This window comes from Patescibacteria group bacterium (assembly GCA_026397045.1).
Taxonomy (GTDB): Bacteria; Patescibacteriota; Saccharimonadia; order CAILAD01; family BJGX01; genus JAPLVO01.
In genome coordinates, this window is sequence record JAPLVO010000008.1 from 1 (window position 1) to 26,210 (window position 26,210).

The following is a 26,210-nucleotide window of genomic DNA, read 5'->3' on the forward strand; positions in this document are numbered from 1 at the left end:
TCTAGTTGTAGGCATTATGACCGACTCCTTTGCAGGAGTCTTTTTGATTGGTATGATTGAAGCATGAAGTTTTACTTATCCTCATTTAAGTTTGGTAAAGAAAAAGACCAGCTCAAACTACTAGCTCCAAAGGGTAGGATTGCTATCATTGCTAATGCTCTAGACTTTCGTGATGCCGACGATGAACAAACTGCAAGGAGCCTTGATAATAAGGTCGAACGACTTGAGCAGCTTGGGCTACAACCAGTAGTTGTAGACTTAAAAGAATACTTCGGCAGAGAGAATGATCTGCAAAAGTTAATCGAAGAGATTGGCGCCGTATTTGTGCTCGGTGGAAATGTGTTTGTCTTACGGCAAGCGATGAAGTTGAGTGGCCTAGACAACATCCTCATTGAGCTTAATGCTGACCCCGACTTTCTATATTCAGGCTACAGTGCTGCTGGCTGTGTATTGGCTCCGACGCTTGAACCCTACAAAGTTGTTGGAGATGCCACGATTACTCCCTATGAAGAATTGGACGAGGTTATATGGGAGGGGCTAAACTTAGTAGACTTCGCTTTCATGCCCCATTGGCAGTCTGACCACCCAGAGACTGAGGCTATCAACCAAGGAATTGAGTATTGCAAAGATCACGATATAAAGTTTAAGGCTGTTCAAGACGGTGACGTGCTGATATTTAATAGCTGAGTCGCTATTGCCGCCACATGGAATCAAATTGTAGGCATTATGACCGACTCCTTTGCGGGAGTCTTTTTTTGTTGGTATGATAAGCGAATGACAAATGCTGAAATTACTACCAAAGTAGCGAACCAAATATGTGTCGGCAAGAACAAAGTCGACCACCCTTACGTTATCGTACTTATGGGGCTTCAGTACTCAGGTAAATCTTACCTGGCAGAGAAAATTAAAGAACATAATTTTGCGCACTTTTGGGCTACGACAATAAAGAAAGACTACGGCATTGAGAACCCAGACATGGTTGAAGTCGCAGCATCAGTCTTAGAAGAAGCAGTGAGAAACAAATACAATATTGTGCTCGACTATGTTAATCATAAACATGCGGTTAGAAAACACTTTCAAGAGATCAGTGAACAACTTGGTGCTGAATACAGAGTGATCTTTCTTGACACTCCTAAGGACGAGCGGTTACGGCGTCGTGAACAAAATGTTGAGCATGGCGATATTAATGGCAGAAGGATCATCAGCCTAGAACAAATGAAAGAATTTGAAGATGCGTTTGAGCCACCTCACGACGATGAGCCGACAACTCGCCTAAAGACTCAAGCAGAGATAGATAGCTTTATTGCATCCCTTTAGCTTTACTTGCTATTGGCACTACTCCGCCAGCTGGCGGAGGCCCTCCAAAACGATGATTTTAGCGGGCTACCTAAAGAACTCTTTTTGGTTTTGTAATTCTAGCATCAATGCTTTGCAAGCTGCCTATACTCGTAGCTTCGACCTACAACTACAGCTCGCCGCGTGGTAAGATACGAACATAAAAGGCACAAACTACAATGAAGCTATTTCGCTACCGCAAACCATCATTTCGCACCCTCACCGGCTACACCCGCGTAAGCAGAAGGGCCCGCCGAAGCCTAGGCATTAGTCAGTTTCAGGCGGTGACTAAACCAAGCCGAATCAAACAAAATCTCAAGCAGCGGGCCGGACTATATTCAGCACCAGTCAGAGTCGCGCGCCAAACCAGCAAGGGCAAGTTTGCGAGCTTTTTGGGTTTGTTTAAGTAGCTACTTGTAGATTATAAAATTATGCCTTGCTATATGAGAACTAGAGTAGCTAGCCATTGCTATTGTGAAACTGCCAAATACCCAATAAGATTATAAATAGAGAGGTAATATGCTAAGCGCAAAAAATATTGAATTTGAATATGGTAATACACAAGTGCTGCGTAGCACCTCATTTTCTGTGAGCGAAGGCGAGAAGATTGCACTTGTGGGCCCTAACGGTGTTGGCAAATCAACACTTCTTAAGATAATGGGTGACGTACTGCAGCCCTCTAGCGGAAACATCTTACATCCTAAAAATCTCAACATTGGCTACATGCCACAAGAAATTGATAGCTATCAAGATATGACAGGGGCTGACTTTCTTAGTGAGATTACTGGTGTAAGTAAGGCCCTAAGTGATCTTGAAGCTGCTACTGCCCAGTATGCAGCAATGCAGTCATCTGCCAGCCAGGATTTGTATCAAGAAGCATATGAGAGAGTTGAGTCACTTCAGGCCTACACGCTTAGCGAAAGAATCACCAAGCCATTAGCAAGAGTTGGGCTAGAGACTTCAGTACTTGATAAAAAAATAAGTGAGCTTTCTGGCGGGCAAAAGACTAAACTAGCCCTGTCTGCTATTTTACTTTCGAATTTCGATATATTTTTACTAGATGAGCCCACCAATAATCTAGATATGCTTGGCTTGAATATTCTAGAAGATTTTATTAAGAAATCTGGCTCGGCATTTGTTATGGTTTCTCACGATAGGTGGTTTATAAAAAGTACTTGCAAAAAAGTAGCAGAACTTTTGCCTAGCGGTGACATCAAGCTCTACACACTTGGCTATGACGAGTACATACAGTCGAGAAGAAAAGAACTAGAATCTGCTGAGCAGGCTCATGAAGACTATACAGAAGAAAAAAAACGTCTTGAAGTGTCAGCCAGAGATAGAGCCATGAATGCACGATCTGCTGCCAATAATAGCGTCTCGTCTGATAATGATAAGGTAGGTACAGACTACAGGAAAGAAAAAGCAGCAAACACGTATGCTAAGGCCGCCTCTGCAATAAGCACTAGACTTGATCAACTACATAAGCCAGATAAGCCTGTAAAAGAGATTGACCTGAATTTTAGATTTACTGTTACAAATGTAAAATTACCGCCGGTAGCCGCTACCGTGAACGGCGCCGTTGTTGAATTTGGTACCGTGATACTCGGCCCTTACAGCTTAGTAATTAATACCGGCCAAAAGATAGTTATTATCGGCCCCAATGCTGGAGGTAAATCTAGCTTTATTAAGCTCTTGGCGGGAGTGGTAAGGCCCACAGACGGCTCTATAAATATATCTAATGGTATGACAATTGGCTATATCGACCAAGACTTTAGCTTTAGTGAGCCAGATAAATCGGTTCTTGATAATATTATCAGAGATACTGGCTCAACTAATTCTGAGATCTATAATCTTTTGGCGAGATTTAACATCAAAAAAGAAAAGGCTGACTCACTACCTCATGCATTGAGCCCTGGCCAGCGGGTAAGAGCGCTATTGGCTGGTGTTGTGGCGCGTGGTGCAAACTTTCTTATTCTAGATGAGCCTACCAACCATCTAGATATACCGGCAAGCAATGAACTGCAAAGCGCACTCAAAGAATATGACGGCACTATTGTGGTTGTGACTCACGATAGGGAGTTGATTGAGGCCCTTGGGGATAAGAAGATAGTTGTAATTGACAAAGGTAAGATTCTCACGGGTAATGAAGAAAAAGAGTATACAAATGAGTCTAATATAAATTAACCACAGCAAAGGCTGTGTTTTTTTATGATTAATATTTGCCGGGTATATGGGCCATATAGTAAGTCAACGCGATACTTATTCTAATGTGATTAGGTGCCCGGCTAACTTCTAGACCGTATTGTTATCATTTGGGGTTATAGGTGGCTGAGGAGTTGCGGCTGGTTCAATTGGCGGCTGAGTGGGGGCGGGAGCTGGCGTAGGGGCAGCGGGGTTTGGTGCATAGACTTGAGGTGCGATGGGCGCCGCAGTGAGAGGTGGTACAGGAACAGGTACAGGAACAGGAACGGGTGATATTTCTGTGGGCGTTGGTGAAACAGCTGGCCCTGGCGCAAAGACTTGAGGTGTTGCTGGTGGCTGTGGGGGTGATGCTGGTACTACTGCAGGGCTTGGTGGCGCCTGAGGGCCGTTACCAGTATCTGCGACAAGCTGTTTATTTGATTTGTGACTACCTTTAAGAAGATAGAAAGTTAAGCCACCTCCAGCAAAAACTAACACTACAAAACCAAATATTCCTACATAAATAAGCGTAGAGGCAGAATCAAAACTAGCACTTTTGTCTTCTGCTGAGCCAACTTTTGATTCTGCTAGCGCCTGCATGTTGGCAGCTAAATAATGTGCCGGGTAGTCTTTTTGAACAGCCTTAAAAGATGATACGGCCGATTTATAGTTACTATTTAGGTAGGCATCTAGCCCATCTGACCATTGATTTGTGATTTTGCTAGTGTCGTCGAACTTAACTTTCTTACTAGCAGCTAGTGCCGTGAGATCGGCGATATCTCGGGCGGTGCCAGAACCAAAACATTTATTATCGGGACACTCCAGTGTGCCATAAGTATTAAGACCTATTTGAAGCCCCTTATCATTAAAAGCAGGGCCGCCACTGTTTCCTTGGGCAATCGGTACAGTTGTTTGTAACAGAACTTTATTACTAATTTCTTCAATAGCTACAGCCACTCCTTGGGTGACCGTAGGCTTGGTTTTGCTGTCCTTGGTGTCTAAGCCACCATCTACAAAACCAGGGTAGCCCATGGCAGTCAATTCTGATCCTTCACTAATCTCGCGAATTGAGCCTATTTTAACAACCGGGTATTTGCCCTCGATTTTTAATATTGCTACATCAGAAGAGGTGCTCTTATAAATATCAGTCTGGCCTGAACCCTCTTCGCCTTTCTGAGGTACATAATCTTGACCAATATATTTTGCAGGTACAATAGTACTGCTTTCTTGAATACTAAGACGATCATTTTGATTGTTAATTTTCATAGGCTCTGTGCCAAGCTGAACATAGTAGCGGGGCTCATCTTTATTGATTTTTATAACTTCTACAGGTATTTTTTTAATAAATGCACTAATGAATTGATAGATATCTATTTTCCCAGATTCTAGCTGGTCATATAGCGAATCTAGCTCGAATTTACTTAAATAGCCAGATTTTACAAGGTATGTTAGTAGTTCGTTAATTCGAGCTTTGGCCTCTTCTTTGCTCTTCGACTCCACTATGTATCCAGACAGCAGGTCTGTAGTGCTGACGGTCACTACGTGTCCGTTTGTGGCCACATAGCCATCTTCAGAAACTATAGAGCCGCTGCCAATACCACCGCTGCAAACATTTTTTAAGGTAATTGAAGGCTGGGCTTTACTAGATGGCAGCTCGATATCGGCACACCTTAAAGATGATATACGCACTACTGCAGGCTGGTTTTTTAAGATAACATTGAAAACTGATTCTGGGTTGATAGCAAAAGGTGTATTGCTAGTTTCTTGATCGAGTGTAGTTTCTGCTGAACCCACCGCGAGAAGTTTGTTTTTTCCTGCCATTGCAAGCTTACCTGCATCAAAATTTTCGTAAACCAGCGTCTTTATTACAGATTCATAAATTTTGACTTCATCTGTTTTTGAATCTATAGATTTATAAATAGTAATTACATAAGGACGGTCATTTTGTACTGTTAGATATACTGTGTTTCGATCTGTGATTTCTAACTCACCAATTTTTTTGGCATTAGTAAAAACTATTTTTTTGTATTCAAAGCCATTTATTGTGAGCGCTTCTGGGCTAGAGGCAGACCAGCCATCTTCAGCTTTATAATTACGCCCAGAGTACCTAACTAGTGCATCAATCTTTTGCTCGCCAGCGGCTACTTTGTTATCCCAGAATGATTTACGAATATTGCTAATTATAGTTAGATTAGAGCTAGTTGAATAAGTGTTTTCCTTAGTGATTGGAAAAAAAATCTTAACAAGTGAGTAGGGTCTTCTTTCTGAAAGTTCACTTCCTTCATATGACATCCCAGTTATATAGCTGTCTGTAGAGCTAGCATCAGTTACCTGACCTTCTGCTACTAGAGTACTTGGGTCATAGTTTAGTGTGAAACCAAATGAGGAATCTATTTTGGCGGTCTTACTTATGTTTAGCTCGCCAGACTTACCGCCAAGTGTGTTGATAGCATCATCAATGTTATTTTTGATGCTGGAACTATTTTTGCTCAAATATCTTTTACTGATAAAGGCATAGCTAGCTACGCTAATTGCCAAAACAAGCATCAGTACGATAATGGTAGCTAGCAATGATTTGCTGAGCTTGTGTGATTTGTGGGGGCTAGAGGTTAGTCTTTTAAGGCCAGACAGCTTGTCGGGATGAACGGTAGCTTTATGGGATTTTTTAGACTTAGATTTAGATTTAAACATATTGGTAACTTAGCTCTTATGATAGCATACCCATCATCACAGTTTGTGAATACTAGCTATTATTTTGTTAAGCTATAACATAAGTGGTATATTACTAAGCATTCAAGCACAATAACTAAACAAAGGAACTACTAATGCCAGAACCAAGCAAGCCCACCGCCACCTGGCCGACCCACCATACCCGACATAAGAACCACGAAGTGCTACAAGTAAGTATCCTCGCTATATGTGCCGAGGCAGCCCTACCCAACTACCATGGTGCTTTTGAAGGGATAACATTATGAAAAAAAAATATCTCTGGGTGGTCGGTATAGTCGTATTTATATTATTTAGAGTTGCCATACAGTTAACGGGCAATGCATTACCAAATGCCATAGGCTACGACTTGGCAAACCTATTATTCTACGCGATAAATACTCTAGCCATTATTATGGTGGTGATAGGTGCGGTAGTAATTTATTTGGACAGAATACACAAAACTAAAATGCCAGAACCAACTCTACCCACCAAACCAGAACAGTCGCAGCAGCCAGAGTCTCAAGCTCAGCCAGCAGAAGAGCAAATGCCAAAAATACCTACCAATACCAAATCTCGCAAAGCTCTATTTATTGGCATAGGCATAGGAATAGCTGTTTTGGGTTTTGTTGCTTTAGGTTTTGTTGCGCGGATAGCTTGGGATATGTCTAGCAATAAAGCTAATTCTAGTACCCCGGCACCGGCAGCTAAGGTAGATGAGGCAGATTACTTTACCATTAAAGAATGGGGCGTACGCTTCCCTTCAGCAAAGTCAGGGGTGTTCTCTTACGGCCAACCCGAAGATGCTACTACCTATATAACAAATGGAGGTCCTGAAGATCTGCGGGCTGTAAACGTATATGTTTCTGGATTGAGCAATAAGGATAATACATGTGCGCCAGAAAAAGATGGCACTTTTCAGTCTGCAAATATCTACCGGCACAAAGAGCAAAATCCAACAATCAATTATCAGGGTACATACAAATTAAATCCATATTACCAAGTCAAAATTGGTGACTGGTACTATTCTACAAACGGCCTGAGCTATACAGGCCTTTGCTTCGAAGGGATACCAACCATTTCTGGAGACTATATTAAGTTAGTAAATATGTTTAACGAAAATTTCAAAAAGTTAGAGGTATATTAGTTTCGAGTCACTGCTGGCAAGCTTACGAGCTTCTGGGCTGGTTTAAGTAGCTAAATCTATAACATAAGTGGTATATTGCTATACATACAAGCACAATATCTAAACAAAGGAACTAAAATGCCAGAACCAAGCAAGCCCACCGAACCAGAGCAGTCGCCACAGCCAGAGTCTCAAACTCTGCCAGCAGAAGAGCAAGTACCAAAAATACCTACCAATACCAAATCTCGCAAAGCTCTATTTATTGGCATTGGCATAGGCATTGGTATTGGCATAGCTGTTTTGTTACTAATAATTTCAGCATTTGCCCTAGTAATGAGTAATCGAGCTGTAAAACAGCCCGAAATTGTCATGAGTAATACCGACAAAGGCTTACATTCAATAATCGCCAAGATTGGCGACAAAATAGGCGTAGAGGCTAAGCAAGAAGAGGGAACTTATCACCAAGCCTATATGGCACCAGACGGTAGGCAGTATTTTACCGTGAAAAGCGCAGAGCAAAGCTGGAAATACCCAGGCATCACAGAAAATACACCGCCTAGGCCACTTATAAATGATTCTGAATCCACTTACAAAGGCTGTAGGGCGGCCGAGGTAAAAGATGGTGCTAAAGCCAAGCTTGATCAGGCCGTGGCAATATTTGTCGAGTCTGGCTACGAGAAAAAGGGGCCATATTCGTACTCTAGCTACGATGTATTAGACTGCCAGGGCGGCTATGAAGTAAGTAATGAAGCTAATACCTGCTCAGTTGTTACTGAATTATTTTATTCTACTGACGTAGGCGTTAACACTAAATATGAAGATAAAGAGGAGTGGAGCCTGAAAGTTGGCTGCGTAGATACTTCTGAAAGCCAGCTTCTTAGCGAAAAGATTAGTGAATATTACCAGATCAATAATGACATAGGTAGTTTTAGTTATCTAAAAGATTACCCAAAAGATTACCCGAAAGATAAAGCGGTTTTCATACGTCAACCAAAATACATAGAGGACTCGGCTGTTAATGGCTACAAAATAGCAGAGTTTGAAATCGTACAGCCGCCTAATAGATACGTCTACAAAAAAGGCGATGGCAAATGGGTTATTGTAAAATTACCAGACAGCACAGTAGATGATAATGGTGCATGCAAATTTATAAACGCAGACCCAGAGCTCAAGAAGATATTCGAAGGTAAGTGTAACTGAAGCCTCAAAGCGGGCTGGCAAGACGAGCAGTTTAATATTGGTTAGAACAACGGCACAACAGACACATATAACTACGCCCTTAACACAAACTAGAGCTCAACGAACCGTGAGCCCCTACGATAGTTATCGATATCATTTTTAATATAGGCCGGGCTATGCATAGTGCAAGCCAGAGACAGATTCCATATAGCTATTAGTTATACACCTGGTACTGGTGTATGATATTTACATAATTAATAAGGAGTAGTAATGATTTTAAATATATTAGGCTATAGCTTATCGGTAGTATGGTTCACGTTCTTGATTTTTTTGTGGATTATAATTGCACTATGGCCAGCATCAATTGCCAAGCAAAAGGGGCATAGCTTCTTGGGCTGGTTTATAATGAGCCTATTCTTTTGGTGGATTACGCTCTTTATAGCCATATTCTTCCTAAAAGACATATCTAAAGCAAGCGATCGCGAAAGCTAAGCTAACTGCCTAAAAAGTATAGCTCACACTGCTCGATTTGGTGTTGCACTACTCCGACATTCACAATTATTTGTGAATGTCGGTTTTTTATTAGTTTAAAGCCTTGTCGATATCTGACTTATCTAAGTATTTATAACTAAGCCGTGGGTCCAAGTAGTGCCGTGTCCTAAAAAGTTTACCGTCTTTTATTTCGCATACTGAAATCTGTGGGGTTCTGAAAATCTTTCCAGTTTTTTCATCGGGGTAGCTTTCGATGAATTCAACTACAACCGTCTGGGATTCTTCGTCGGCAATAACGTTTTTAAATTCGTATTCGCGACCAGTAGTCTCAAATGCCATATCTATGTATTCCAAAAGCTTTGGCCCCTCGAGCCTTCTAAATACTGTACCGTCATAGTCTTGGGTGATTTCAGTTACGGCAAAATCTGGATGCAGCAGTTCTTGATTGGCTTTGGCATCCTTATTTTTCTCCATCTCAAAAGATTTTAAAACCAGTTCTTTTAATTCTTTAGAATTTAGCATACTTGAATAATAGCAAAATATAGCAATCACTGCACTGATATAAGTGGCTACTTAGTATATAATTATGTTAATGAAAGAAAATATTAAAAATCAAACTAAAATCTGTGCAGTTTGCAAAAAGCCATTTAATAATCGAAAAAAGTGGGCCAGCCGTGGGCAGTGGGAGCAAATAAAATATTGCTCCGAAAAGTGCCGAAATGCTAAAGGCCCAAAGAGCATTATCTGATCGACTATAGCACAGAGAACTTACCTACAGGCAACTCTGATGAAAAGTGTTTCACACGCCGCCTTAATGAGGCTACCGCAGACATTTCCTCGCGGTAAGCATATATAGATCTTTGTATCTTTGCGATAAACCTTAGTAGGACTGGGATATTAAATATTAGGCATTTTAGAGTTCTTGCGAATGTGGAGATTGAATTTAGCTATTAGGCCTTTTTGGTTATTATCGTAGATTTTTTAATAATACCTATGATTGCTCCAGAGCCTACCACGCCCACTATGGTGGCGACAATTATATTTACTACTGGGACGGCGTATAGCGAGAGGATTACGATAGAGCCAATAAGCATCTTAAATGCAGGCTTCTTGGATTTGCGAGCTAGCCTTGAGCCTACGAAGTAGGCGAAAACAGGGCCGCTCAGCATTAGGGTCACAGCCCAGATCGCCAATATCAAACCAGCCAAGGGTATCCCTAAGAATGTTAGGCTTATAATGATGAGCACTAGTGGCACAACTACAAGGTTGAGTAGGCCATAGACAGAGGTGCGTCCGATTTGTTCGTTTATCTGCTTGGTGGCGCGGATGTATAGCCCAGGGAATAAGAATACTGTAGACATTGAGACTATCAGTAGAGATATGAAGAATAACACGAACCCAAATGCTAATGTGGCAAAATCTGGTGCCATAAAGCTCGAATTAGCGGCGCTAGATTTGGATACTTCCCCAGCTACTTTCGAGTTGTTCTCCCTTATTATATCTGAGTTACTCTTATAAGTTACATTACCCCTGATGTCTGCTGTAGGAGATAGCGTGAGGGTACCAAATTGGCCCTTTAGGTCGCGGCCTATTGTTGCGCCCACCACTGCTTTCATGGCATCGATCGTAACATCCCTGCCAATCAGCCCATCAACGGTGATATTGGAGCCAGCAGACCTGAAGTCCTGAGTGATTCGCGCGTTTTGGCTGATGGTGGTATTGGACGAGAGCAGTGTAACGCTACCGTTGACCGAAGAGCTTAAGGTAAAGTTGTTTGCCAGTGCGATCACATCGCCACTTACTTGCCCTGAGATATTAATGTTTTGGCCGGCGCAAATCACATCGCCATTGATATTACCTGAGATAGTGATATCCACACCGGTACAGAATAAATCGCCATTAACAGTGCCGGCTATATTAACCTGGTTACCGTTTGCACTGACCGAAGAGTCGATGGACTCCCCAGCTGGAATATTAGTATAATCTACCGTCGAGCTGTCTTTGGCTTGGGCTGGGTTCGCCAAGATTACTAATGTTAGTGCCGAGAGTACTATGCTTGATAAAACTATTCTTAACTTCATTGAGTCTCCATTTATTTAATTATTTTCCATGATTATACTACTTATGGTTTATGAATCATAGCCCCGACGGCTACAGTTGCCCCGATATCCACCCAAATAAGATACTTATAGAGCTTAAATCTGTTATAATTTGACTTATATGATTCAAGTAATTGATGTATCCAAAACATATGGCAAAAAAGATAACTTATTTACCGCGCTCTATAAGATATTCTTAGAGATCCCTACTGGCTCGACAGTGGCTATAGTTGGCAAATCTGGATCTGGCAAAAGTACTCTGATGCACATTATGAGCGGCCTAGACCACGCTAGTAGTGGTGAGGTTATTATTAATAATAAAAGTTTAGCAGAAATGAGAGATAAGCAAATTGACGCTTTTAGGGCATCCGAGATGAGCTTTATCTTCCAGGCATTTTTTGTAGAAGCTAACCAAACTTGTTTTCAGAATGTAATGCTTCCGCTAGAAATAGCGAAGGTATCTAGGCGCGACAGAAAATCGAAGGTTCTGGCGGCCTTAAAAGCAGTAGGCCTGTCAGATAAATTAGACAGCCAGGCCTCCAAACTTTCTGGCGGTCAAAAACAGCGGCTGGCAATAGCCCGAGCAATCGTAAATAAGCCCAAGATTATCTTCGCCGATGAACCCACGGGCAATCTAGATAGTTCCACCGGCGAGGTAATTATTAAGCTGCTCTTTAGCCTCAATAGAAAGCTCGGCTGCACACTAGTGGTTGTAACTCACGACGAGGATCTGGCTAGACACTGCGACATTCAGGTTAAAATGAAAGATGGAGAAATCGTATCGACCAGTAAGACCACAAAGGAGCCCAGTGTAAAATTAAGGCGCTCAAGGAGCACTAAGCAATGAAGATAAGGGATTTAATAAGGCGATCTGGGCGTAGTCTGAAAAGTGCTAAGGGCCGAACCATACTCACTGCACTGGCTATAGCTGTTGGTACATTTGCACTTAGCCTGACTTTAGCTGCCAGCAATGGCGCTACTACTTATGTGAATAAAATCATCAATGATAACTTCGACCCTAGTGAGCTCATTGTCACCGCTGACGATTCAATTTTTGGCCAAGGCGACAATACTAAGCCCAGGGAGTATGACCCCAGCTTTGGGACTGGTATATCAAACGCCGGTGCAACTACCCAAATAAAAAAGATCACCCAGGCTGATATAAATAAACTATCCGAGGTGGAGGGGGTCGAAAGGGTACGCGAAGACATTACCGTTAATGCCAACTACATCACCAGGGCAGGTGAAAAAAAATATGTAGCCACGATAGCATCATATAATCCTGCCCAAAAACCAGAACTTCTTTCTGGTGATATTGATGAAAATTTCTCTGGCTCAAAAATTATATTGCCAGATGCATATTTGGCGGATCTTGGTTTTGATAGTGCTCAAGAAGCTGTCGGTAAGAAAGTGCTTGCTTCTATTCCTCGAAATATTACTCCAGAACAAATTAGAGCTCAGCTTGCCAGCGGCACCCTGGCTAAGACTCCGGAGGAATTTGCAGCTCAAGCTCAAGCTAACGCAATCGACCAAGAGCTCACAATAGTAGCAGTCTCCAAGAAGCCAACTAGATCTCAGCCCGGTACAGAGCTATATATACTCACACCTATTGAAGAGGCTCGCAGGCTCAACGATCTTAGCCTGGAAGGCACAACTGATTTCCGAACATATAATTTTGTGCTAGTGAAAGTTGAAGATGGCAAAGACCCAGCAAAGCTTAGTGCCGCACAGCAAAAGCTAAAGGACCTCGGGTATCAAGTAAGGAGTGTAAAAGAGACGCAAGAATTCTTGACTAACATTATAGGCGTATTACAGGGAATTGTGGCTGGTTTTGCCTTTATCGCAATAATTGCATCGATTTTTGGCATAATCAACACAATGTATATTTCAGTACTGCAAAGAACTCGCGAAATTGGGCTGATGAAGGCCCTGGGCATGCGCAAGCGCGATATTGGCAGGCTGTTTAGATTTGAGGCTGCTTGGATTGGGTTTTTGGGTGGGGTGGTTGGATCGGCACTGGCCGTCGCACTCGGGCTAAGCCTAAATCCTTGGATCACGAGGCAGCTAAACCTAGGCGAGGGTAATAATATCCTAATATTTAACCCCATACAAATAGCTGTTTTGGTTGGTAGTTTGATGTTTATTTCAATTCTTGCTGGCTGGTTGCCATCCCGTAAAGCAGCCAAGCTAGACCCAATCGAAGCTCTAAGAGCCGAGTAGCAATGAAGGCACTAGGCAATACAGAAACAGGGAATTTGTAATTACGAGATTATGAACTATATAGATCTGATAATACTTATAATTGTGGTGTTTACTGCTTACCGCTGGTACAAAATTGGCTTCGTTAAGACTTTGTTTTTGGTAGCTGGGATTGTGGTAGGTATTTCAATAGGGCTGCTAATTGCACCAATTGCTATGCGGCAATTTAAGTCTGAGCAAATAAAGTTCATTGCTATGCTGCTCTCGATTGGTGGCTGCACGATTGCGATAGGATACTTAGCAGAACTGGCTGGGCACCATATAAATATAAGAATTCAAAAGCCTCAATTACAATCCCTCAACTCAGCTACAGGTGCGGTTTTTAGTTTATTTATTAGTCTTGGGGTGATATGGATTTCTGCAGGGCTCATAGCAGCCAGTCCGATTATATCCCTTAATAGGCAGATCCAAGACTCTGGCGTAATTCAATTTATGAATAAGAATCTTCCTGCCACTCCAGTGGTTATTGGTAGGCTCGGAGCACTAATTGCTCCTCTAGACTTCCCTAGGGTGTTTATTGGTACCCCGCCTAAGCTAGCAGATCCGGTGATACCAGCTGGCTCTGATATTTTAAAATCTGCCATACAAAAGGCTGGGCTTTCGACTGTTAAAGTAGAGTCCGTTGGCTGTGGGGTTATTTCTTCTGGATCTGGTTTCGTAGCAGGAGATGGCTTGATAGCCACTAATGCTCATGTTGTGAGTGGTGCAAATTCCGTCACGATAATTGACACCAATAGCACCTTCCCAGCTAAAGTTGTCTACTTTGATCCGTCAATGGATATCGCAATTCTCCGAACCGAAGTCTTAAAAGCACCAGTTCTAAATATCTCGACAAAAATATATTCAAGGGGGCAGGAAGCAGTGGTTTTAGGTTTCCCCGGTGGTGGTGATTTTAGGGCAGAGCCAGTCGGTATATCCCGTTCGCTCAAGGCTAGGGGGCTAGACATATACGGCGAGAAGCCTGTCGAAAGGGAGGTATATGAGTTCATAGGTAGAGTGGTGCAGGGCAACTCAGGCGGGCCTATTGTCCTCGCTGATGGAACTGTGATTGGTATGGTTTTCGCATCGGCCCAAAATGATCCCGGCTTTGGCTATGGCCTTAATGGTCAAGAAATAGCCTCGGCCCTAGCAGGCATTAGTCCCAATGAGGTTAGCACTCAGAAGTGCTACTAAGAGAACACTGAGCGGCTATGAATAAATAGCTTATCAATGTATAATATAAATTCATGAAATACGCGTTCGAACTAAAAAATGTAAAAAAATATTATGGCAAAGTAGTAGCCCTAGACGGCGTGACTCTGCGCGCTGAAGAAGGTAAGGTCTATGGGATGCTAGGGCCTAACGGCGCTGGAAAAACAACGATCGTAAAAATGCTTAGTACTCTTATTGAGCCCGACGACGGCGTTGCCACAGTGGCTGGTATAGATATTAGCCTAGACCCGACTAGTGTTCGTAAAACAATCGGACTGGCCGGGCAGTTCGCCGCTATCGACGAATTTTTAACAGGGCGAGAAAATATTTACATGGTGGGCCTTTTGTACGGCTTGAAAGCCAAGGAATCTAAAAAGCGCACCACAGATATTTTGGAACGGCTTAACCTAACGGACGCGGCCGATCGGCAGGTCAAGACCTACTCTGGGGGAATGCGCCGACGCCTAGACCTCGGAGCTAGCCTGGTGGGACACCCAAAGATTTTATTCCTAGACGAGCCAACTACCGGCCTAGACCCTCGCACTCGCAAAGAACTCTGGGAGATTATTCGCGACCTGGCAAAAGATGGCACTAGCATACTACTAACTACCCAGTACTTAGAAGAAGCCGACGAGCTGGCTGACAAGATTGCCGTAATTGATTATGGCAAGGTGATAGCCGAAGGTACTAGTGCGCAGCTAAAAGCCAAGCTCGGCGGCGACTTGGTGGAGTTCGAAATGACTAATGAGCACGACTACCGCAAGGCGCTGGAGGCTACAAAGGCTGTCAGTAAGGCCATTAAGAGTGATGACATTGAACTAACGATTAAAATACCCGTCAAGCATAGTGCGACTGATTTATTAAAAATTACCCAAATTGTAGACCGAGCTGGTGTAAAACCGCAAAATATTTCACTCCACAAACCAACTCTCGATGATGTTTTCTTGGCTATTACCGGCAAAAAGCCAAAGCACAAGCTTCCTAAAAAACCTAGAAGGGGAAAGCAATAATGACAACTGTAATGGCAGGCTTTAGAGACGGCTGGATTGTGACAAGGCGTAATCTCTTGCGCTATACGCGCTTGCCGCAGCTAGTGGTGATTTCGTCTATACAGCCGATAATGTTCTTGACGCTATTTAATTTTGTTTTTGGAGGCGCCATAGGCACAACTGTTCCTGGCGGCGGGCCGTATATTAATTTCCTCTTGCCGGGAATTTTAGTACAAACTATTTTATTTGGATCACTTCAGACTGGTGTTGGGCTATCTCGCGATCTAAATGCCGGCATTATAGATAGGTTTCGCAGCCTTCCAATGAGCCGCAGCGCTGTACTTACGGGGCGAACTTCGGCCGATATTATCCGTAGCTCACTAGTTGCGATGATACTTCTTGGTATGGGATATGTGTATGGCTTTAGATTTCAAAATGGCGCTGGTAATGCAGTCATAATGATTGCATCAATCCTAGCCTTTGGTTATGCCTTTTCCTGGATTGCAGCGTTTGTGGGACTGGCAGTAAAAGACGAAGAAACCGCCCAGCTAGCCGGCTTTTTATTTATATTTCCGCTTACTTTTGCCAGTGCTACATTTGTACCGACAGAAACTATGCCTCATTGGTTACAAGTTTTTGCCAATAACCAGCCAGTGACTTTTGCAGTCACGGCGGCAAGGCATTTTGCCCTTGGAACTCCATCAGGGGGTGCCGAGTGGAAGCTGTTACTTTGGATTGTTGGCATTTTACTAGTCTTTGTACCTCTTTCAGTATTTTTCTACAAGAAAAGAAGCTAGCTTGCCTGATGAGTTTATGCTTCGACAAGAGCTAAACCAGCGGCTTAAAGCCAGGCCAAATTCTCAAATAAGACCAAATTGAGTTAGCTTCTGTTACAGACAAATTGATTCGAAGACATCTGTGTCAAATACTCATGGATATTAGAACTACTTAGCGATATTAATCGGGTTGGTATTCAAAAGCGTGTCTAAACGCAAGCTCCGATAGGTTTGTGACTGGGCCTCAGAATCTGGCCCTGGCTGCTGGACGCCTGGGTCCTCCGACGAGGTAAAGGCGCTATCTAAGATAGTTTCTAAAGAAATAGCGTTGTCAGGGGCTACTATAGTGGTTGGTTTGGCGGTTTGGATTATCTCGGAGCTAAAATCTAGGAAATCTGTAGGATTGCTTGTATCTGTTTGTTTTAGCTTTATTTTGGTAAATAATCGACTGCTTTTATTGACCCATACTTCGAATTCAGTCTTTCCTGTCTGGGCTTCGTCGGTTTGGGCTGAATTGTCCCCAAAAAAATCATCTATATCTTGCTGCTGAATATTACACTCGGACTTTATTTCTGAAAATGATTTAAGAGCCACCATTTCCTTTGCAAAGGAAGTTAGATTTTTTTGATTAAAATTAATTTTGTAGTGGAAGCTGCTTTGACCTAAAATATCTTCGCTTGGGAGGTCGGCGATGCTCGAAACAAATGGGTTTTTACTGTAGAGCTTTCTGATGGTACCTTCGTCTGTTTTGCTAATTCTTAAATTCTTAAATGCTGCGCTGCATTTGTCGGAATCTATTTGGGAAATAAGCCCTTCGTTTTCAAGAGTGTCACCACCAAACTTAATCCATTGGCCATCGAGCTTTCTAATGGTGGGGAGGCTTTGATTTAGAGAATCCTTCAAGGCTGGATCTGAAGCAGCAACTAGGGTGAGGCTTTTCTCTAAATTAACTAGCTTGAAATAGATTTCTTTATCAGATATCGTTATTGCGTTTACTTTTAGCGTGAACTTACTAGCCCCTAGCGAGACAGAAAGATCGGAGACATTACTGGTGTTGTTTTCAGCTGTCTTGGTATCTATTTTAGCTTCTAATTTAAGGTTGTCCGCATCCTTCTGATAATAAATAATCTTGGTATTAGATGAAAAAGACTTTCTGGCCAGTGTTGCTACAACTGTATTGGTGACTGCATCAGCGAGAACCTTTTCGGGCCGACTATTAATATAGCCGATACCAAAATATGAACCAATTATTATAATAAATACTATAACAACTGGCACCACTATCAGCCATCGTTTCGACTTGACGGCCGGATTGCTGTAGGCGTATGGATCGCCACCAGGCATAGCCTGTGGTTGTTGCTGGCTAGTGGGCTGAAAAGGTATTGTAGGCAGAGGGGCCTGAGGAATAAAATCAGGAGAGGCTGGAGGTGTTGGCCTACTTGGGTTTTGGAAAGTATTTGAGTTGCTAGAAAGCGGGTCCATGGAGGGTGCTGGAGGGACAGGAGATTGGGGTGGCCGTATAGGGGGTGTTTGTTGGTTAGGAGGCATAGTAGTTATGCTTTAGTATACAGCCCAAGAATTAAAACATCAAATCTTAATATTAAAATTCGGCTTTTTTGGGCAATTTGAGTTCTATATTTCCTTCAAGTGGAAGATCGGGCGTGTCATCAATGCATTCATCGAGTTGCTTTTTGAGCTGCTTTTTATCGATATTTTGACCAATAAACACTAGCTCCGTAAGCGGCTTGGTATCCCAATTCTCCCAGACTAACTCAGGCCTGACCCCAACTAATTGGAAGATGTATTTTCTGGAATGGCCCTTGAGTCCGAAATCGATTATACCCTTGGCTCGGTAAATATTTGTAGGTAACTTGCGATTTACGAATTCCTGAAACTTCATAGGATGAAGTGGCTGCTGGGATGTCCATGAATAGGTCGTGTAGAGCTCATGTACATGGTCAGAGTGGTCGTGGTCGTGGTCGTGGTCGTGATCTTCTTTTTCATTCGGATGTACTATTGCTTTAGTTTTATACAGATCCTGATCTAGTATTAGACGGACATCTATTTCGCCCTTAACAGATTCTAAAATTCTTACCCTAGGATTAAAGCCCAGGACCAGTTGGTTTATTTCTTTGACCTTAGAACTAGGGACCAAATCCACTTTATTTATTATTACAAAATCACAGAATAAAACTTGATCACGGGCGATATTGTGCTCAGTTGCATTTTTTTCTAGATTCTCGGCGTCAATTACCGTAACGATACCATCCAAACGAACGCTATGGCCTAAAGAAGTCCTTAGTGTCATCGCCAAATCACGCGGCTCGGCTAGGCCTGATGCCTCAATAATGATGTAATCTATGTTGCTGCCTTCATAGACGAACTGATCGATTGCCTCCTGCAAATCTAGAGTCTTGAGACTGCAGCAGATACATCCGCTGGTAAGTTCGAGGCGCTTATCGGTCTTACTCTTAATAAGTTTGCTATCGATATTTATATCCCCAAAGTCATTCACTACAACGCCAATATTCATTCCCTCATTGTGCGTGAGTATGTAATTTAAGAGGGTAGTCTTGCCTGATCCTAAGAATCCTTGCAGAACGGTGATTGGGATTTTGTTAAATTCGATTAATGGCTTGCTCATGATGTATAATCAATTATAACAGGAGGTAGCATGGATTTAAAACTTATTCATAAACAAAAAATAGCGAGCGATAGCTGGGAGTTGATTTTTGACAAGCCCGAGGGGTTCTTTTATGAGCCGGGGCAATTTATAGAAATTAATTTAGAGCACCCTAACCCAGACGACAGAGGATTCAAGCGCTGGTTCACATTATCAAGCTCACCAACCGAGAGCGATTTGATGGTGACATCGAGATTAGTAGATAAACATTCAACTTTCAAGGATGCTCTATTTAAGCTAAAGGCAGGTGATAGTATTAAGGCTTCCGAGCCTATGGGAAAATTCACTTTGCCTACAGATATAACCAAAAAGATAGTCTGGATTGCGGGCGGAATAGGCATTACGCCATTTAGATCCCAGATGAAGTTCTTATTAGATAACCAAGAAAGTCGCGATGTAACATTGATTTATTCTAATCGAAGCCTAAAAGATGTGTGCTTCCAGGACTTGTGGGATGAAGCTCAAAAGAATCTACCTAATTTCAAGTATGTTCAGACATTGGTAGATGAAATACCAAGTGACTGGCAGGCCGAAAAGGGTTTTGTAGATGGGCCGATGCTTGAAAGAGTAATTACAAATTTGGACGAATGCGAATTCTTCATTTCGGGCCCAGAACCGATGGTCGAAGCGTTTAAGCCAATCCTAACTGGTAAGGGTATAGAGGAAAAGTATATTCATCAAGATTGGTTCCCGAACTACACCGAAAAGTATTAGCTAGAAAACTTTAAGCTATTCTGGTTATGTTATAATAATAGAAGTGGCAAACTTACAAACTACAGATAAAAACTACATAAACTTAGCCCCTTTAACGGCCCTATTCCACGCTCTGGTCGCATTCTTTGTTTTGACACTATTCATATTTAATGTCGATATCGCAAATAAAACAGCCCTTGCAGTTATCCTGATGTTTATTGTTATCTCGGGGCTAGCTTATAACTTTTTATTAGTAGGCTGGGTGGCCAGCAAGAGCGGACTACTATCTAAATACTTTCAGCTGCTATTTATAGTTATAGAACTTGTTGTGATAGTCTACTTTACCGGCGGATTAAACTCTGCTTGGTATAATGTCTTTTTGATGCTCATAATCGGCTGCTCAGTACTTGGATTAGGGGCTTTTTATATAAATATAGGTATTGTGACGGCTTTTTATATAGTTATGATAGTGGTCAAGCTTATATCCAGCACTGCTACTGAGTTTAATTTTAGCTCATTTCCTGCCACTATTTCGGCCCTAGTGTTTGCGGGCATGGTGGCATATGCTTCAGATAACTATCGTAGAACTACAGAGTTAACTGAGCAAATTTCCAGCCAGCTTGACCATGCGAAGCTAACGGAACGCCTGATGCTGGCTGCCATCGCTGACCCGGTGATTGGCATAGATTCTGACCGAAATATAATATTAATGAATGAAGCAGCCCAAACCCTTAGCGGTTGGGATATGCACGATGCTCTCGATCTGCCTTACAGCCAAGTTTTTCGTCTTCGTGACAGCAAAGATAGGGATGTCACAAATGATACAGACCCATTTGTTCATGTTCTCAAAGACCAGAAGCCCACCAAAACCGATAACTTTTACTTGCTTAGGAAAAACAACCAAAAGATTTCTGTACTTATGTCGATTGCCCCAACCGTTAATTCTGAAGGCAGGGTAAGCGGCGCTATCGCAGTTATCACTGACATATCCGAGGAGAAGGCTCTGCAGAGAGAAAGAAATGAATTTGTTTCTACGGCAAGCCATGAAATGCGTACTCCTGTTGCAGCTATTGAAGGCTACCTTTCAATGGCATTCAACCCCAGCTTGGCAACTATAGATGAGAGAGCTAAGGGCTTTCTAATTAAGGCGCATGATTCGTCTATCCATCTTGGAGCGCTCTTTCAGGATCTTCTGAGCGTGACTAAGATAGAGGATAAGCACATAAAGGATAGCAGAAAAGTATTCAACCTAAGCGACCTAGTGCTCAAAATATCATCAGAGATGGAGCCTATTGCATCCAAAAAGAACCTCAGCCTAAAGACTCACATCGGTGGCGCAGGGATTAAAAATGAGCTCGTGGTTGCGCCTACCTTCATGGTTTCTGCAGATCCTCTTAGGCTAAATGAAATAGTAACAAACCTTGTCGATAACGCAATTAAATACACCCAGGCCGGCGGCATAGATATCAATATCACAGGAGATAAATCTAGTGTTAGTGTCGAAATTACTGACACAGGTATGGGGATAACACCTCAAGAACAAAAGCACCTTTTTGAAAAATTTTATAGGGTGGACAATACTATGACTAGGGAGCAATCAGGAACCGGGCTTGGCCTATATATCGCCAGGAATTTAGTGGAGCTATATGGTGGCAAGATATGGGTGTCTTCTAAGCTAGGTAAAGGCTCGACCTTTGGTTTTAGGCTGCCGATAGTAAGAGTGGTTGCATAATAAGCATAAAAAGAATTATAATAGTAAATATATAAAAGAGGTGCATATGTCAAAATTATTATTAGTAGAAGATGATATCAGCCTTAGAGATGTCTATAATGCTCGACTCCAAGCCGAAGGCTATGATATCTCCCTGGCAAGCAATGGTGAAGAGGCCCTAGCAATGGCCGTGAAAGTACGCCCCGATTTAATCGTCTTGGATGTTATGATGCCAAGGATATCCGGCTTTGATGTCCTTGACATAGTCAGAACAACCCCAGAAATAGCCCACACCAAGGTAATCATGATGACTGCCCTTGGCAGCTCAGAAGATAAAGAAAGGGGCGAAAAACTTGGTGTCGACCAATACCTTGTTAAGTCTCAAGTCACTCTCGAAGATGTTGTAACGACAATAAAAAAAGTCCTTGAAGGTGGTAGCTCATCTGCAGGGGAGCCTATAGTTGGTCAGGATTCCGTAAATACGCCAGAGGCAGCCACGGCCGCACCTCTTGCCGATACCTCTTCCCCAGTTATGCCCCCAGAAATACCTCAAGAGCCATTAGCCACTCCACCCCAGTAGCTTTTAGCGGCCTGATGTTTAGCCTATCTGCATTATAAAACTGTGTTATATACCCTCATTATGAGATATAATTGGGCTTATGATAAATCGCACAATGATTTCCGAACTAACAAACATGGTCGGCCAAGAAGCTAGTATTAATGGCTGGGTTCATGTTAGACGCGACCACGGCAAGTTAGCCTTTTTTGAGATTCGTGATGCTTCAGCTATTGTTCAGACAGTATACTTTAGGAGCGGGGTGGCTCTGGACGAAATAATCGACAAGCTCAGGCCTGAATATGTCGTGGAAATCAAGGGACTAATAAAGGCTCGGCCAGAAAAAATGATAAATACCGAACATCCAAATGGCGCTGTTGAATTTGAGATTATAGACCTTAAAATTTTAAGCCACGCCGAAACACCACCTTTCGAGATAGCGGATATCAAATCTAAGGTTGGTGAAGATGTAAGAATGCGCTACCGGTATCTTGATTTGCGAAGGGCAGGTATGCAAAACAACCTTCGTTTCAGGCATAAATTTATAAAATCTATTAGGGATTATATGGACTCATTTGGTTTTATCGAAATAGAGACTCCTATTTTAACTAAATCTTCACCCGAAGGAGCTCGAGACTTCTTGGTGCCATCTAGGCTCAGTGAAGGTAAGTTTTATGCACTTCCTCAGGCGCCTCAGCAGTTCAAGCAGCTCTTGATGATTAGCGGATTTGAAAAATACTATCAAATTGCTCGTTGCTTTCGCGATGAGGATCAGAGAGGCGATAGACAGCCCGAGTTTACCCAGCTAGATATGGAAATGAGTTTTATGTCTCAGCAAGAGATTTTAGATTTCAACGAGACAATGCTAAAGAAAATAATTTCGGATATGCTCCCTAATAAAAAGCTACCCACTAAATTTCCCGTAATTACTTATGCTGAATCTATGGAAAAATATGGCAATGACAAGCCAGACATGCGTAAAAATGTCGATGACCCAGACGAGCTCGCTTTTTGTTGGGTAGTAGACTTCCCAGTTTTTGAAAAAACATCAGAAGGCCATATCACCTTTGCTCACAACCCTTTTGCCAAGCCGCTAGATGAAGATCTTGGACTACTTAAATCCGATAACCCAAAGGACCTACTTAAAATGCGAGCGCACTGTTATGACTTAGTTCTAAATGGAGTAGAAATTAGTAGTGGCAGCTTGAGAATTAATGACCCCCTTGTGCAGAAAGCTATTTTTGAAAGGTTTGGTCTAAGCGAGAGCGAAGTCAACGAGAGGTTTGGTGACTTCCTAGAGGCCTTTAAGTACGGGGTGCCACCTCATGGTGGCTTTGCTCCTGGCCTAGACAGATTGATTACTGAGCTGCTAAATGAAGGCTCAATTCGAGAAGTTATCGCATTTCCTAAAACGGGCGACGGCAGGGATCTCATGTTTAAAAGCCCATCTATTGTCAGCCCTGAGCAGCTCAAGGAGCTTGGAATTGCAATCAAGCCCCAGGATGGTTAGCTAAAAGTGGCCTTTGTCTTAGAACTAAAAAACTTCCAGGGACCTTTTGATGTGCTACTAGAAATGCTAAGAAAACAAAAGTTAGATATAACCGAGGTAGCTCTTGCCAAGATAACATCTGACTACCTTAAATATACTGCCCAGCTAGATTTGAAGATTACTGAAATGAATTGGTTTTTATATGTGGCCGCTAAATTGGCAATGGATAAAAGTTCTGCACTATTGGATGTAGATGTCACTGATGAAAGCGATGACATCGATCTTGAGGAAAGCCTAAAGCGCTATGCAGTCGTAAAGGCTTCTGCGAGGCAGATAGGTGATAGGTCCTTAGCCCCAATGCTAACAAGTAGATCCAAGCCGACAAGGCCAGCAAGGCTAGCTCCCATTACAGCGGCCCAGCTTGCAAAAAGTTTTAAAGAGGCAATGGCCCAGTACCGCGCTAAGCCAGAGATTCAAACTATAGAGTCTAGGTCTGATAAGTACCAATATATACGGGAGAATTTTATTAACAGCCTTAATAAATTAGATTCTTTTACCGCAGATGAAATAGTTGATAATTCCAGTAATAAAACTGAAGCTATAATTTATTTCCTAGCTTTATTGGATATGCTACGAGATGGTCGACTCGACATCAGAAATGACATATTTATGCAGGGGGCAAACTAATGATCAGTAATATTCCCAGGCTAGTGACCTTACTATTTTATTCTGGCGAAGCGGTAAGTGCTAAGCAAATTATTAAAGAATTCAAGATTACCCAAGAGGAACTAGGCCAATTAGTTATTACTGCTAATAAAAGCCTGGACTCGCTAGGTTTATATATCATTTACAGCTCGACGAAATTAGAGCTTGCGACTCTTAGCCAGTACACTAAAGCTACTCTGGCATTCCATAATGATTCTACCCAGACTCTGTCTCAGTCAGCGCTAGAGGTACTGAGCATAATATCGTATAATCAGCCCATTAGTAAGGACGAAGTTGATGATATCCGAGGTGTTTCCAGCGAACAGTCCTTAAAGAATCTAGCCAATTTGGGTTTGATACAAAAATCTAGCAATACTTCAGATTTAAAATATACAACAACGACTGAATTTCTGAAGCTAGCTGGCATAAAAAACCTTAAGGATTTGGACACGCCAAATGAATGAGGATATTAGGATAAATAAGTACTTGGCTAGCGCTGGCTTGGCTGATTCGAGGCGCAAAGCTGATGAAATGATTAAGGCTGGGTTGGTTTTAGTTAATGGAAACCGCATTACCGAGCTAAGCACAAAATTAGGAGCTGATGACATTGTAGAAATTGCTGGCGTAAAAGGCGAGATCAGAAGAAACATATATATTGCCCTAAACAAGCCTCGTGGAGTAGTCTGCTCTCATGTTAATCAGGATAATAACCCAACTATCTTCGACATTCTACCTAAGGCATTTTATAATCTTAAAATAGCAGGCCGCCTAGACAAAGATAGCGAGGGCTTGGTTATTCTTAGCTCAGATGGAGACTTCATCCAGAGCCTGTCCCACCCTAGCAATAATAAATCCAAGACCTACATAGTAATAACGAAGGAGCAAATTACTCAACAAAGCATATCCGCCCTGAATGCTGGGATAAAGCTCAAGGATGGTATGAGCAAATTAAAGGTTAGCGCTATTAATAATAATACAGTAAGGGTAATACTGAGCGAGGGCAAGAATAGGCAAATTAGGAGAAGTTTCGCAGGTGCCCAGCTAGAAGTTATTAAGCTTCAAAGAGTCAAGATAGGTAACTATACCAACCCAAGACTTCAGCCCAGAAAATTCGTGTTTATTAAGCCCGAGGATGTCTTGTGAGCCCAGCGGTAATTATTGGCCTAATAACGAGCTTAGTATTGATTAATCTCGGAGTAAATATAGGGCCCTCTAATACCAATTCTATGGATCCTAAATATGCTGCTGTGCCTATTGCCCCGGCTCAGTACATGGCTGGGCCAACACTTATTCCGAATGCTACGAAGCTAGATACGCCTGCTAGCTCGGCTGTTTTACACGATGTTGATTCTGGCGTAATGCTTTATCAAAAATCTGCCAGTGAGAGACGGCCCGTTGCGTCCATAGCCAAGCTAATGACGGCGCTCGTGATAATGGACAGCCATAGCCCAGACGAAATCGTCAAAATCGGCGAGATTCCACGGCTCGAGCTGGATGCCCAGAAAATTGGTATCACTGAAGGGGAGGAGTTTAAGCTAGAGGATCTACTAAAGGCCTTGCTCATATACTCTGCCAATGATGTAGCTAACGCTCTGGCCATCTACGATAGTGGTTCTATAGAAAAATTTGCTAGCAAAATGAATCTTAAATCGAAGGAGTGGGGTCTAGAGAATAGTAACTTCGTCAACCCATCTGGCCTGGACTCGACCGATCAATACAGTAGTGCAAGAGATGTATTAACGCTATCTGAGCTGCTAATAAATAATAAAATATTTTCCGATATTGTCTCGACAGAGTACACTAATATAAATAATTTATCCGGCAAAGACTATAGCCTCACCACCACGAATAAGCTTCTAGGCAAAAACGGCGTGATAGGGCTCAAAACCGGTTTTACACTAATCGCGGGAGAATGCCTAGTTGCATTGACTCAGAGAGATGGGCATAGGGTTGTTTCTGTAGTCCTAGATAGCCCTAACCGTTTCCAAGAAAGCAAAAATATGGTAGACTGGGCGTTCAATAACTATATTTGGCAATAAA

The 26,210-nt window shown here is 42.4% G+C and carries 27 protein-coding genes; 22 read left to right on the forward strand and 5 right to left on the reverse strand.

The window, feature by feature from the left end:
- Positions 1–63: 63 nt before the first annotated feature.
- The 4 genes from NT111_00780 to NT111_00795 all read left to right on the forward strand — a co-directional run bounded on the left by NT111_00780 (position 64) and on the right by NT111_00795 (position 3,519).
- The gene (locus NT111_00780; GenBank protein ID MCX6804538.1) at positions 64–687 is read left to right on the forward strand and encodes a Type 1 glutamine amidotransferase-like domain-containing protein; all 624 of its coding nucleotides are present in this window, start codon (positions 64–66) and stop codon (positions 685–687) included.
- Between the two features lie 87 nt (positions 688–774).
- Positions 775–1,317, forward strand: a complete 543-nt coding sequence (locus tag NT111_00785) for an AAA family ATPase (GenBank protein ID MCX6804539.1) — start codon at positions 775–777, stop codon at positions 1,315–1,317.
- A gap of 197 nt (positions 1,318–1,514) precedes the next feature.
- Positions 1,515–1,745, forward strand: a complete 231-nt coding sequence (locus NT111_00790) for a hypothetical protein (GenBank protein ID MCX6804540.1) — start codon at positions 1,515–1,517, stop codon at positions 1,743–1,745.
- A gap of 109 nt (positions 1,746–1,854) precedes the next feature.
- Entirely contained in the window at positions 1,855–3,519 is a 1,665-nt protein-coding gene (locus NT111_00795; protein MCX6804541.1) for an ABC-F family ATP-binding cassette domain-containing protein, read from the forward strand.
- Between the two features lie 108 nt (positions 3,520–3,627).
- Here the strand turns inward: NT111_00795 and NT111_00800 are convergent, their stop codons facing one another.
- Positions 3,628–6,207 (reverse strand): trypsin-like peptidase domain-containing protein, encoded by a 2,580-nt coding sequence (locus NT111_00800; protein MCX6804542.1) that lies wholly within the window; start codon positions 6,205–6,207, stop codon positions 3,628–3,630.
- A gap of 134 nt (positions 6,208–6,341) precedes the next feature.
- Here NT111_00800 and NT111_00805 point away from each other — a divergent pair, with 134 nt between their 5' ends.
- The 4 genes from NT111_00805 (at position 6,342) to NT111_00820 (ending at position 9,019) form a co-directional block, all read left to right on the forward strand.
- Positions 6,342–6,491 carry a hypothetical protein gene (locus tag NT111_00805; GenBank protein ID MCX6804543.1) on the forward strand — a complete coding sequence of 50 codons (150 nt, stop codon included), beginning with the start codon at positions 6,342–6,344 and terminating at the stop codon, positions 6,489–6,491.
- Complete coding sequence (locus NT111_00810; protein ID MCX6804544.1) at positions 6,488–7,369, forward strand: hypothetical protein; 882 nt, start codon at positions 6,488–6,490, stop codon at positions 7,367–7,369. Before NT111_00805 ends, NT111_00810 begins: the two co-directional genes overlap by 4 nt.
- 117 nt (positions 7,370–7,486) lie before the next feature.
- Complete coding sequence (locus NT111_00815) at positions 7,487–8,548, forward strand: hypothetical protein (GenBank protein ID MCX6804545.1); 1,062 nt, start codon at positions 7,487–7,489, stop codon at positions 8,546–8,548.
- A gap of 249 nt (positions 8,549–8,797) precedes the next feature.
- The gene (locus NT111_00820) at positions 8,798–9,019 is read left to right on the forward strand and encodes a hypothetical protein (protein ID MCX6804546.1); all 222 of its coding nucleotides are present in this window, start codon (positions 8,798–8,800) and stop codon (positions 9,017–9,019) included.
- 90 nt (positions 9,020–9,109) lie between these two features.
- Here the strand turns inward: NT111_00820 and NT111_00825 are convergent, their stop codons facing one another.
- Positions 9,110–9,541 (reverse strand): hypothetical protein, encoded by a 432-nt coding sequence (locus NT111_00825; GenBank protein ID MCX6804547.1) that lies wholly within the window; start codon positions 9,539–9,541, stop codon positions 9,110–9,112.
- A 70-nt stretch (positions 9,542–9,611) separates the two neighbouring features.
- On the opposite strand from NT111_00825, the gene NT111_00830 reads away from it, so the two are divergent.
- Positions 9,612–9,767, forward strand: a complete 156-nt coding sequence (locus tag NT111_00830; protein MCX6804548.1) for a DUF2256 domain-containing protein — start codon at positions 9,612–9,614, stop codon at positions 9,765–9,767.
- Between the two features lie 202 nt (positions 9,768–9,969).
- Here the strand turns inward: NT111_00830 and NT111_00835 are convergent, their stop codons facing one another.
- Entirely contained in the window at positions 9,970–11,100 is a 1,131-nt protein-coding gene (locus NT111_00835; GenBank protein MCX6804549.1) for a polymer-forming cytoskeletal protein, read from the reverse strand.
- Positions 11,101–11,239: 139 nt separating this feature from the next.
- On the opposite strand from NT111_00835, the gene NT111_00840 reads away from it, so the two are divergent.
- Genes NT111_00840 through NT111_00860 form a run of 5 tightly spaced genes read left to right on the forward strand, consistent with a single transcriptional unit; the run spans position 11,240 to position 16,354 of the window.
- Entirely contained in the window at positions 11,240–11,965 is a 726-nt protein-coding gene (locus NT111_00840) for an ABC transporter ATP-binding protein (protein ID MCX6804550.1), read from the forward strand.
- Complete coding sequence (locus tag NT111_00845) at positions 11,962–13,338, forward strand: FtsX-like permease family protein (GenBank protein ID MCX6804551.1); 1,377 nt, start codon at positions 11,962–11,964, stop codon at positions 13,336–13,338. Before NT111_00840 ends, NT111_00845 begins: the two co-directional genes overlap by 4 nt.
- 51 nt (positions 13,339–13,389) lie before the next feature.
- Positions 13,390–14,550 (forward strand): MarP family serine protease, encoded by a 1,161-nt coding sequence (locus NT111_00850; GenBank protein MCX6804552.1) that lies wholly within the window; start codon positions 13,390–13,392, stop codon positions 14,548–14,550.
- A gap of 53 nt (positions 14,551–14,603) precedes the next feature.
- Positions 14,604–15,578: an ATP-binding cassette domain-containing protein gene (locus NT111_00855; GenBank protein MCX6804553.1), complete on the forward strand. Its 975-nt coding sequence runs from the start codon at positions 14,604–14,606 to the stop codon at positions 15,576–15,578.
- The gene (locus tag NT111_00860; protein MCX6804554.1) at positions 15,578–16,354 is read left to right on the forward strand and encodes an ABC transporter permease; all 777 of its coding nucleotides are present in this window, start codon (positions 15,578–15,580) and stop codon (positions 16,352–16,354) included. The genes NT111_00855 and NT111_00860 overlap by 1 nt, the downstream gene beginning before the upstream one ends.
- Before the next feature lie 147 nt (positions 16,355–16,501).
- Here NT111_00860 and NT111_00865 read toward each other — a convergent pair whose 3' ends face one another.
- Positions 16,502–17,815: a hypothetical protein gene (locus NT111_00865; protein MCX6804555.1), complete on the reverse strand. Its 1,314-nt coding sequence runs from the start codon at positions 17,813–17,815 to the stop codon at positions 16,502–16,504.
- 118 nt (positions 17,816–17,933) lie between these two features.
- Complete coding sequence (locus NT111_00870; protein ID MCX6804556.1) at positions 17,934–18,977, reverse strand: GTP-binding protein; 1,044 nt, start codon at positions 18,975–18,977, stop codon at positions 17,934–17,936.
- Positions 18,978–19,007: 30 nt separating this feature from the next.
- On the opposite strand from NT111_00870, the gene NT111_00875 reads away from it, so the two are divergent.
- From NT111_00875 to NT111_00910, 8 genes are all read left to right on the forward strand, one after another.
- Positions 19,008–19,730 carry an FAD-dependent oxidoreductase gene (locus NT111_00875; protein ID MCX6804557.1) on the forward strand — a complete coding sequence of 241 codons (723 nt, stop codon included), beginning with the start codon at positions 19,008–19,010 and terminating at the stop codon, positions 19,728–19,730.
- A gap of 43 nt (positions 19,731–19,773) precedes the next feature.
- Positions 19,774–21,441, forward strand: coding sequence for an ATP-binding protein (locus NT111_00880; protein MCX6804558.1), 1,668 nt, complete (start codon positions 19,774–19,776; stop codon positions 21,439–21,441).
- 46 nt (positions 21,442–21,487) lie between these two features.
- Positions 21,488–22,000 (forward strand): response regulator, encoded by a 513-nt coding sequence (locus NT111_00885; protein MCX6804559.1) that lies wholly within the window; start codon positions 21,488–21,490, stop codon positions 21,998–22,000.
- Positions 22,001–22,079: 79 nt separating this feature from the next.
- A complete protein-coding gene (gene aspS / locus NT111_00890) occupies positions 22,080–23,486 on the forward strand; it encodes an aspartate--tRNA ligase (protein MCX6804560.1) in 1,407 nt (468 codons plus the stop codon).
- A 6-nt stretch (positions 23,487–23,492) separates the two neighbouring features.
- Entirely contained in the window at positions 23,493–24,152 is a 660-nt protein-coding gene (locus NT111_00895; GenBank protein ID MCX6804561.1) for a segregation/condensation protein A, read from the forward strand.
- The gene (locus tag NT111_00900; GenBank protein ID MCX6804562.1) at positions 24,152–24,634 is read left to right on the forward strand and encodes an SMC-Scp complex subunit ScpB; all 483 of its coding nucleotides are present in this window, start codon (positions 24,152–24,154) and stop codon (positions 24,632–24,634) included. Before NT111_00895 ends, NT111_00900 begins: the two co-directional genes overlap by 1 nt.
- Positions 24,627–25,313 carry an RNA-binding S4 domain-containing protein gene (locus NT111_00905; protein MCX6804563.1) on the forward strand — a complete coding sequence of 229 codons (687 nt, stop codon included), beginning with the start codon at positions 24,627–24,629 and terminating at the stop codon, positions 25,311–25,313. The genes NT111_00900 and NT111_00905 overlap by 8 nt, the downstream gene beginning before the upstream one ends.
- Positions 25,314–25,396: 83 nt before the next feature.
- On the forward strand, positions 25,397–26,209 hold the full coding sequence (locus NT111_00910) for a D-alanyl-D-alanine carboxypeptidase (protein ID MCX6804564.1): 813 nt from the start codon (positions 25,397–25,399) through the stop codon (positions 26,207–26,209).
- Position 26,210: the final 1 nt, after the last annotated feature.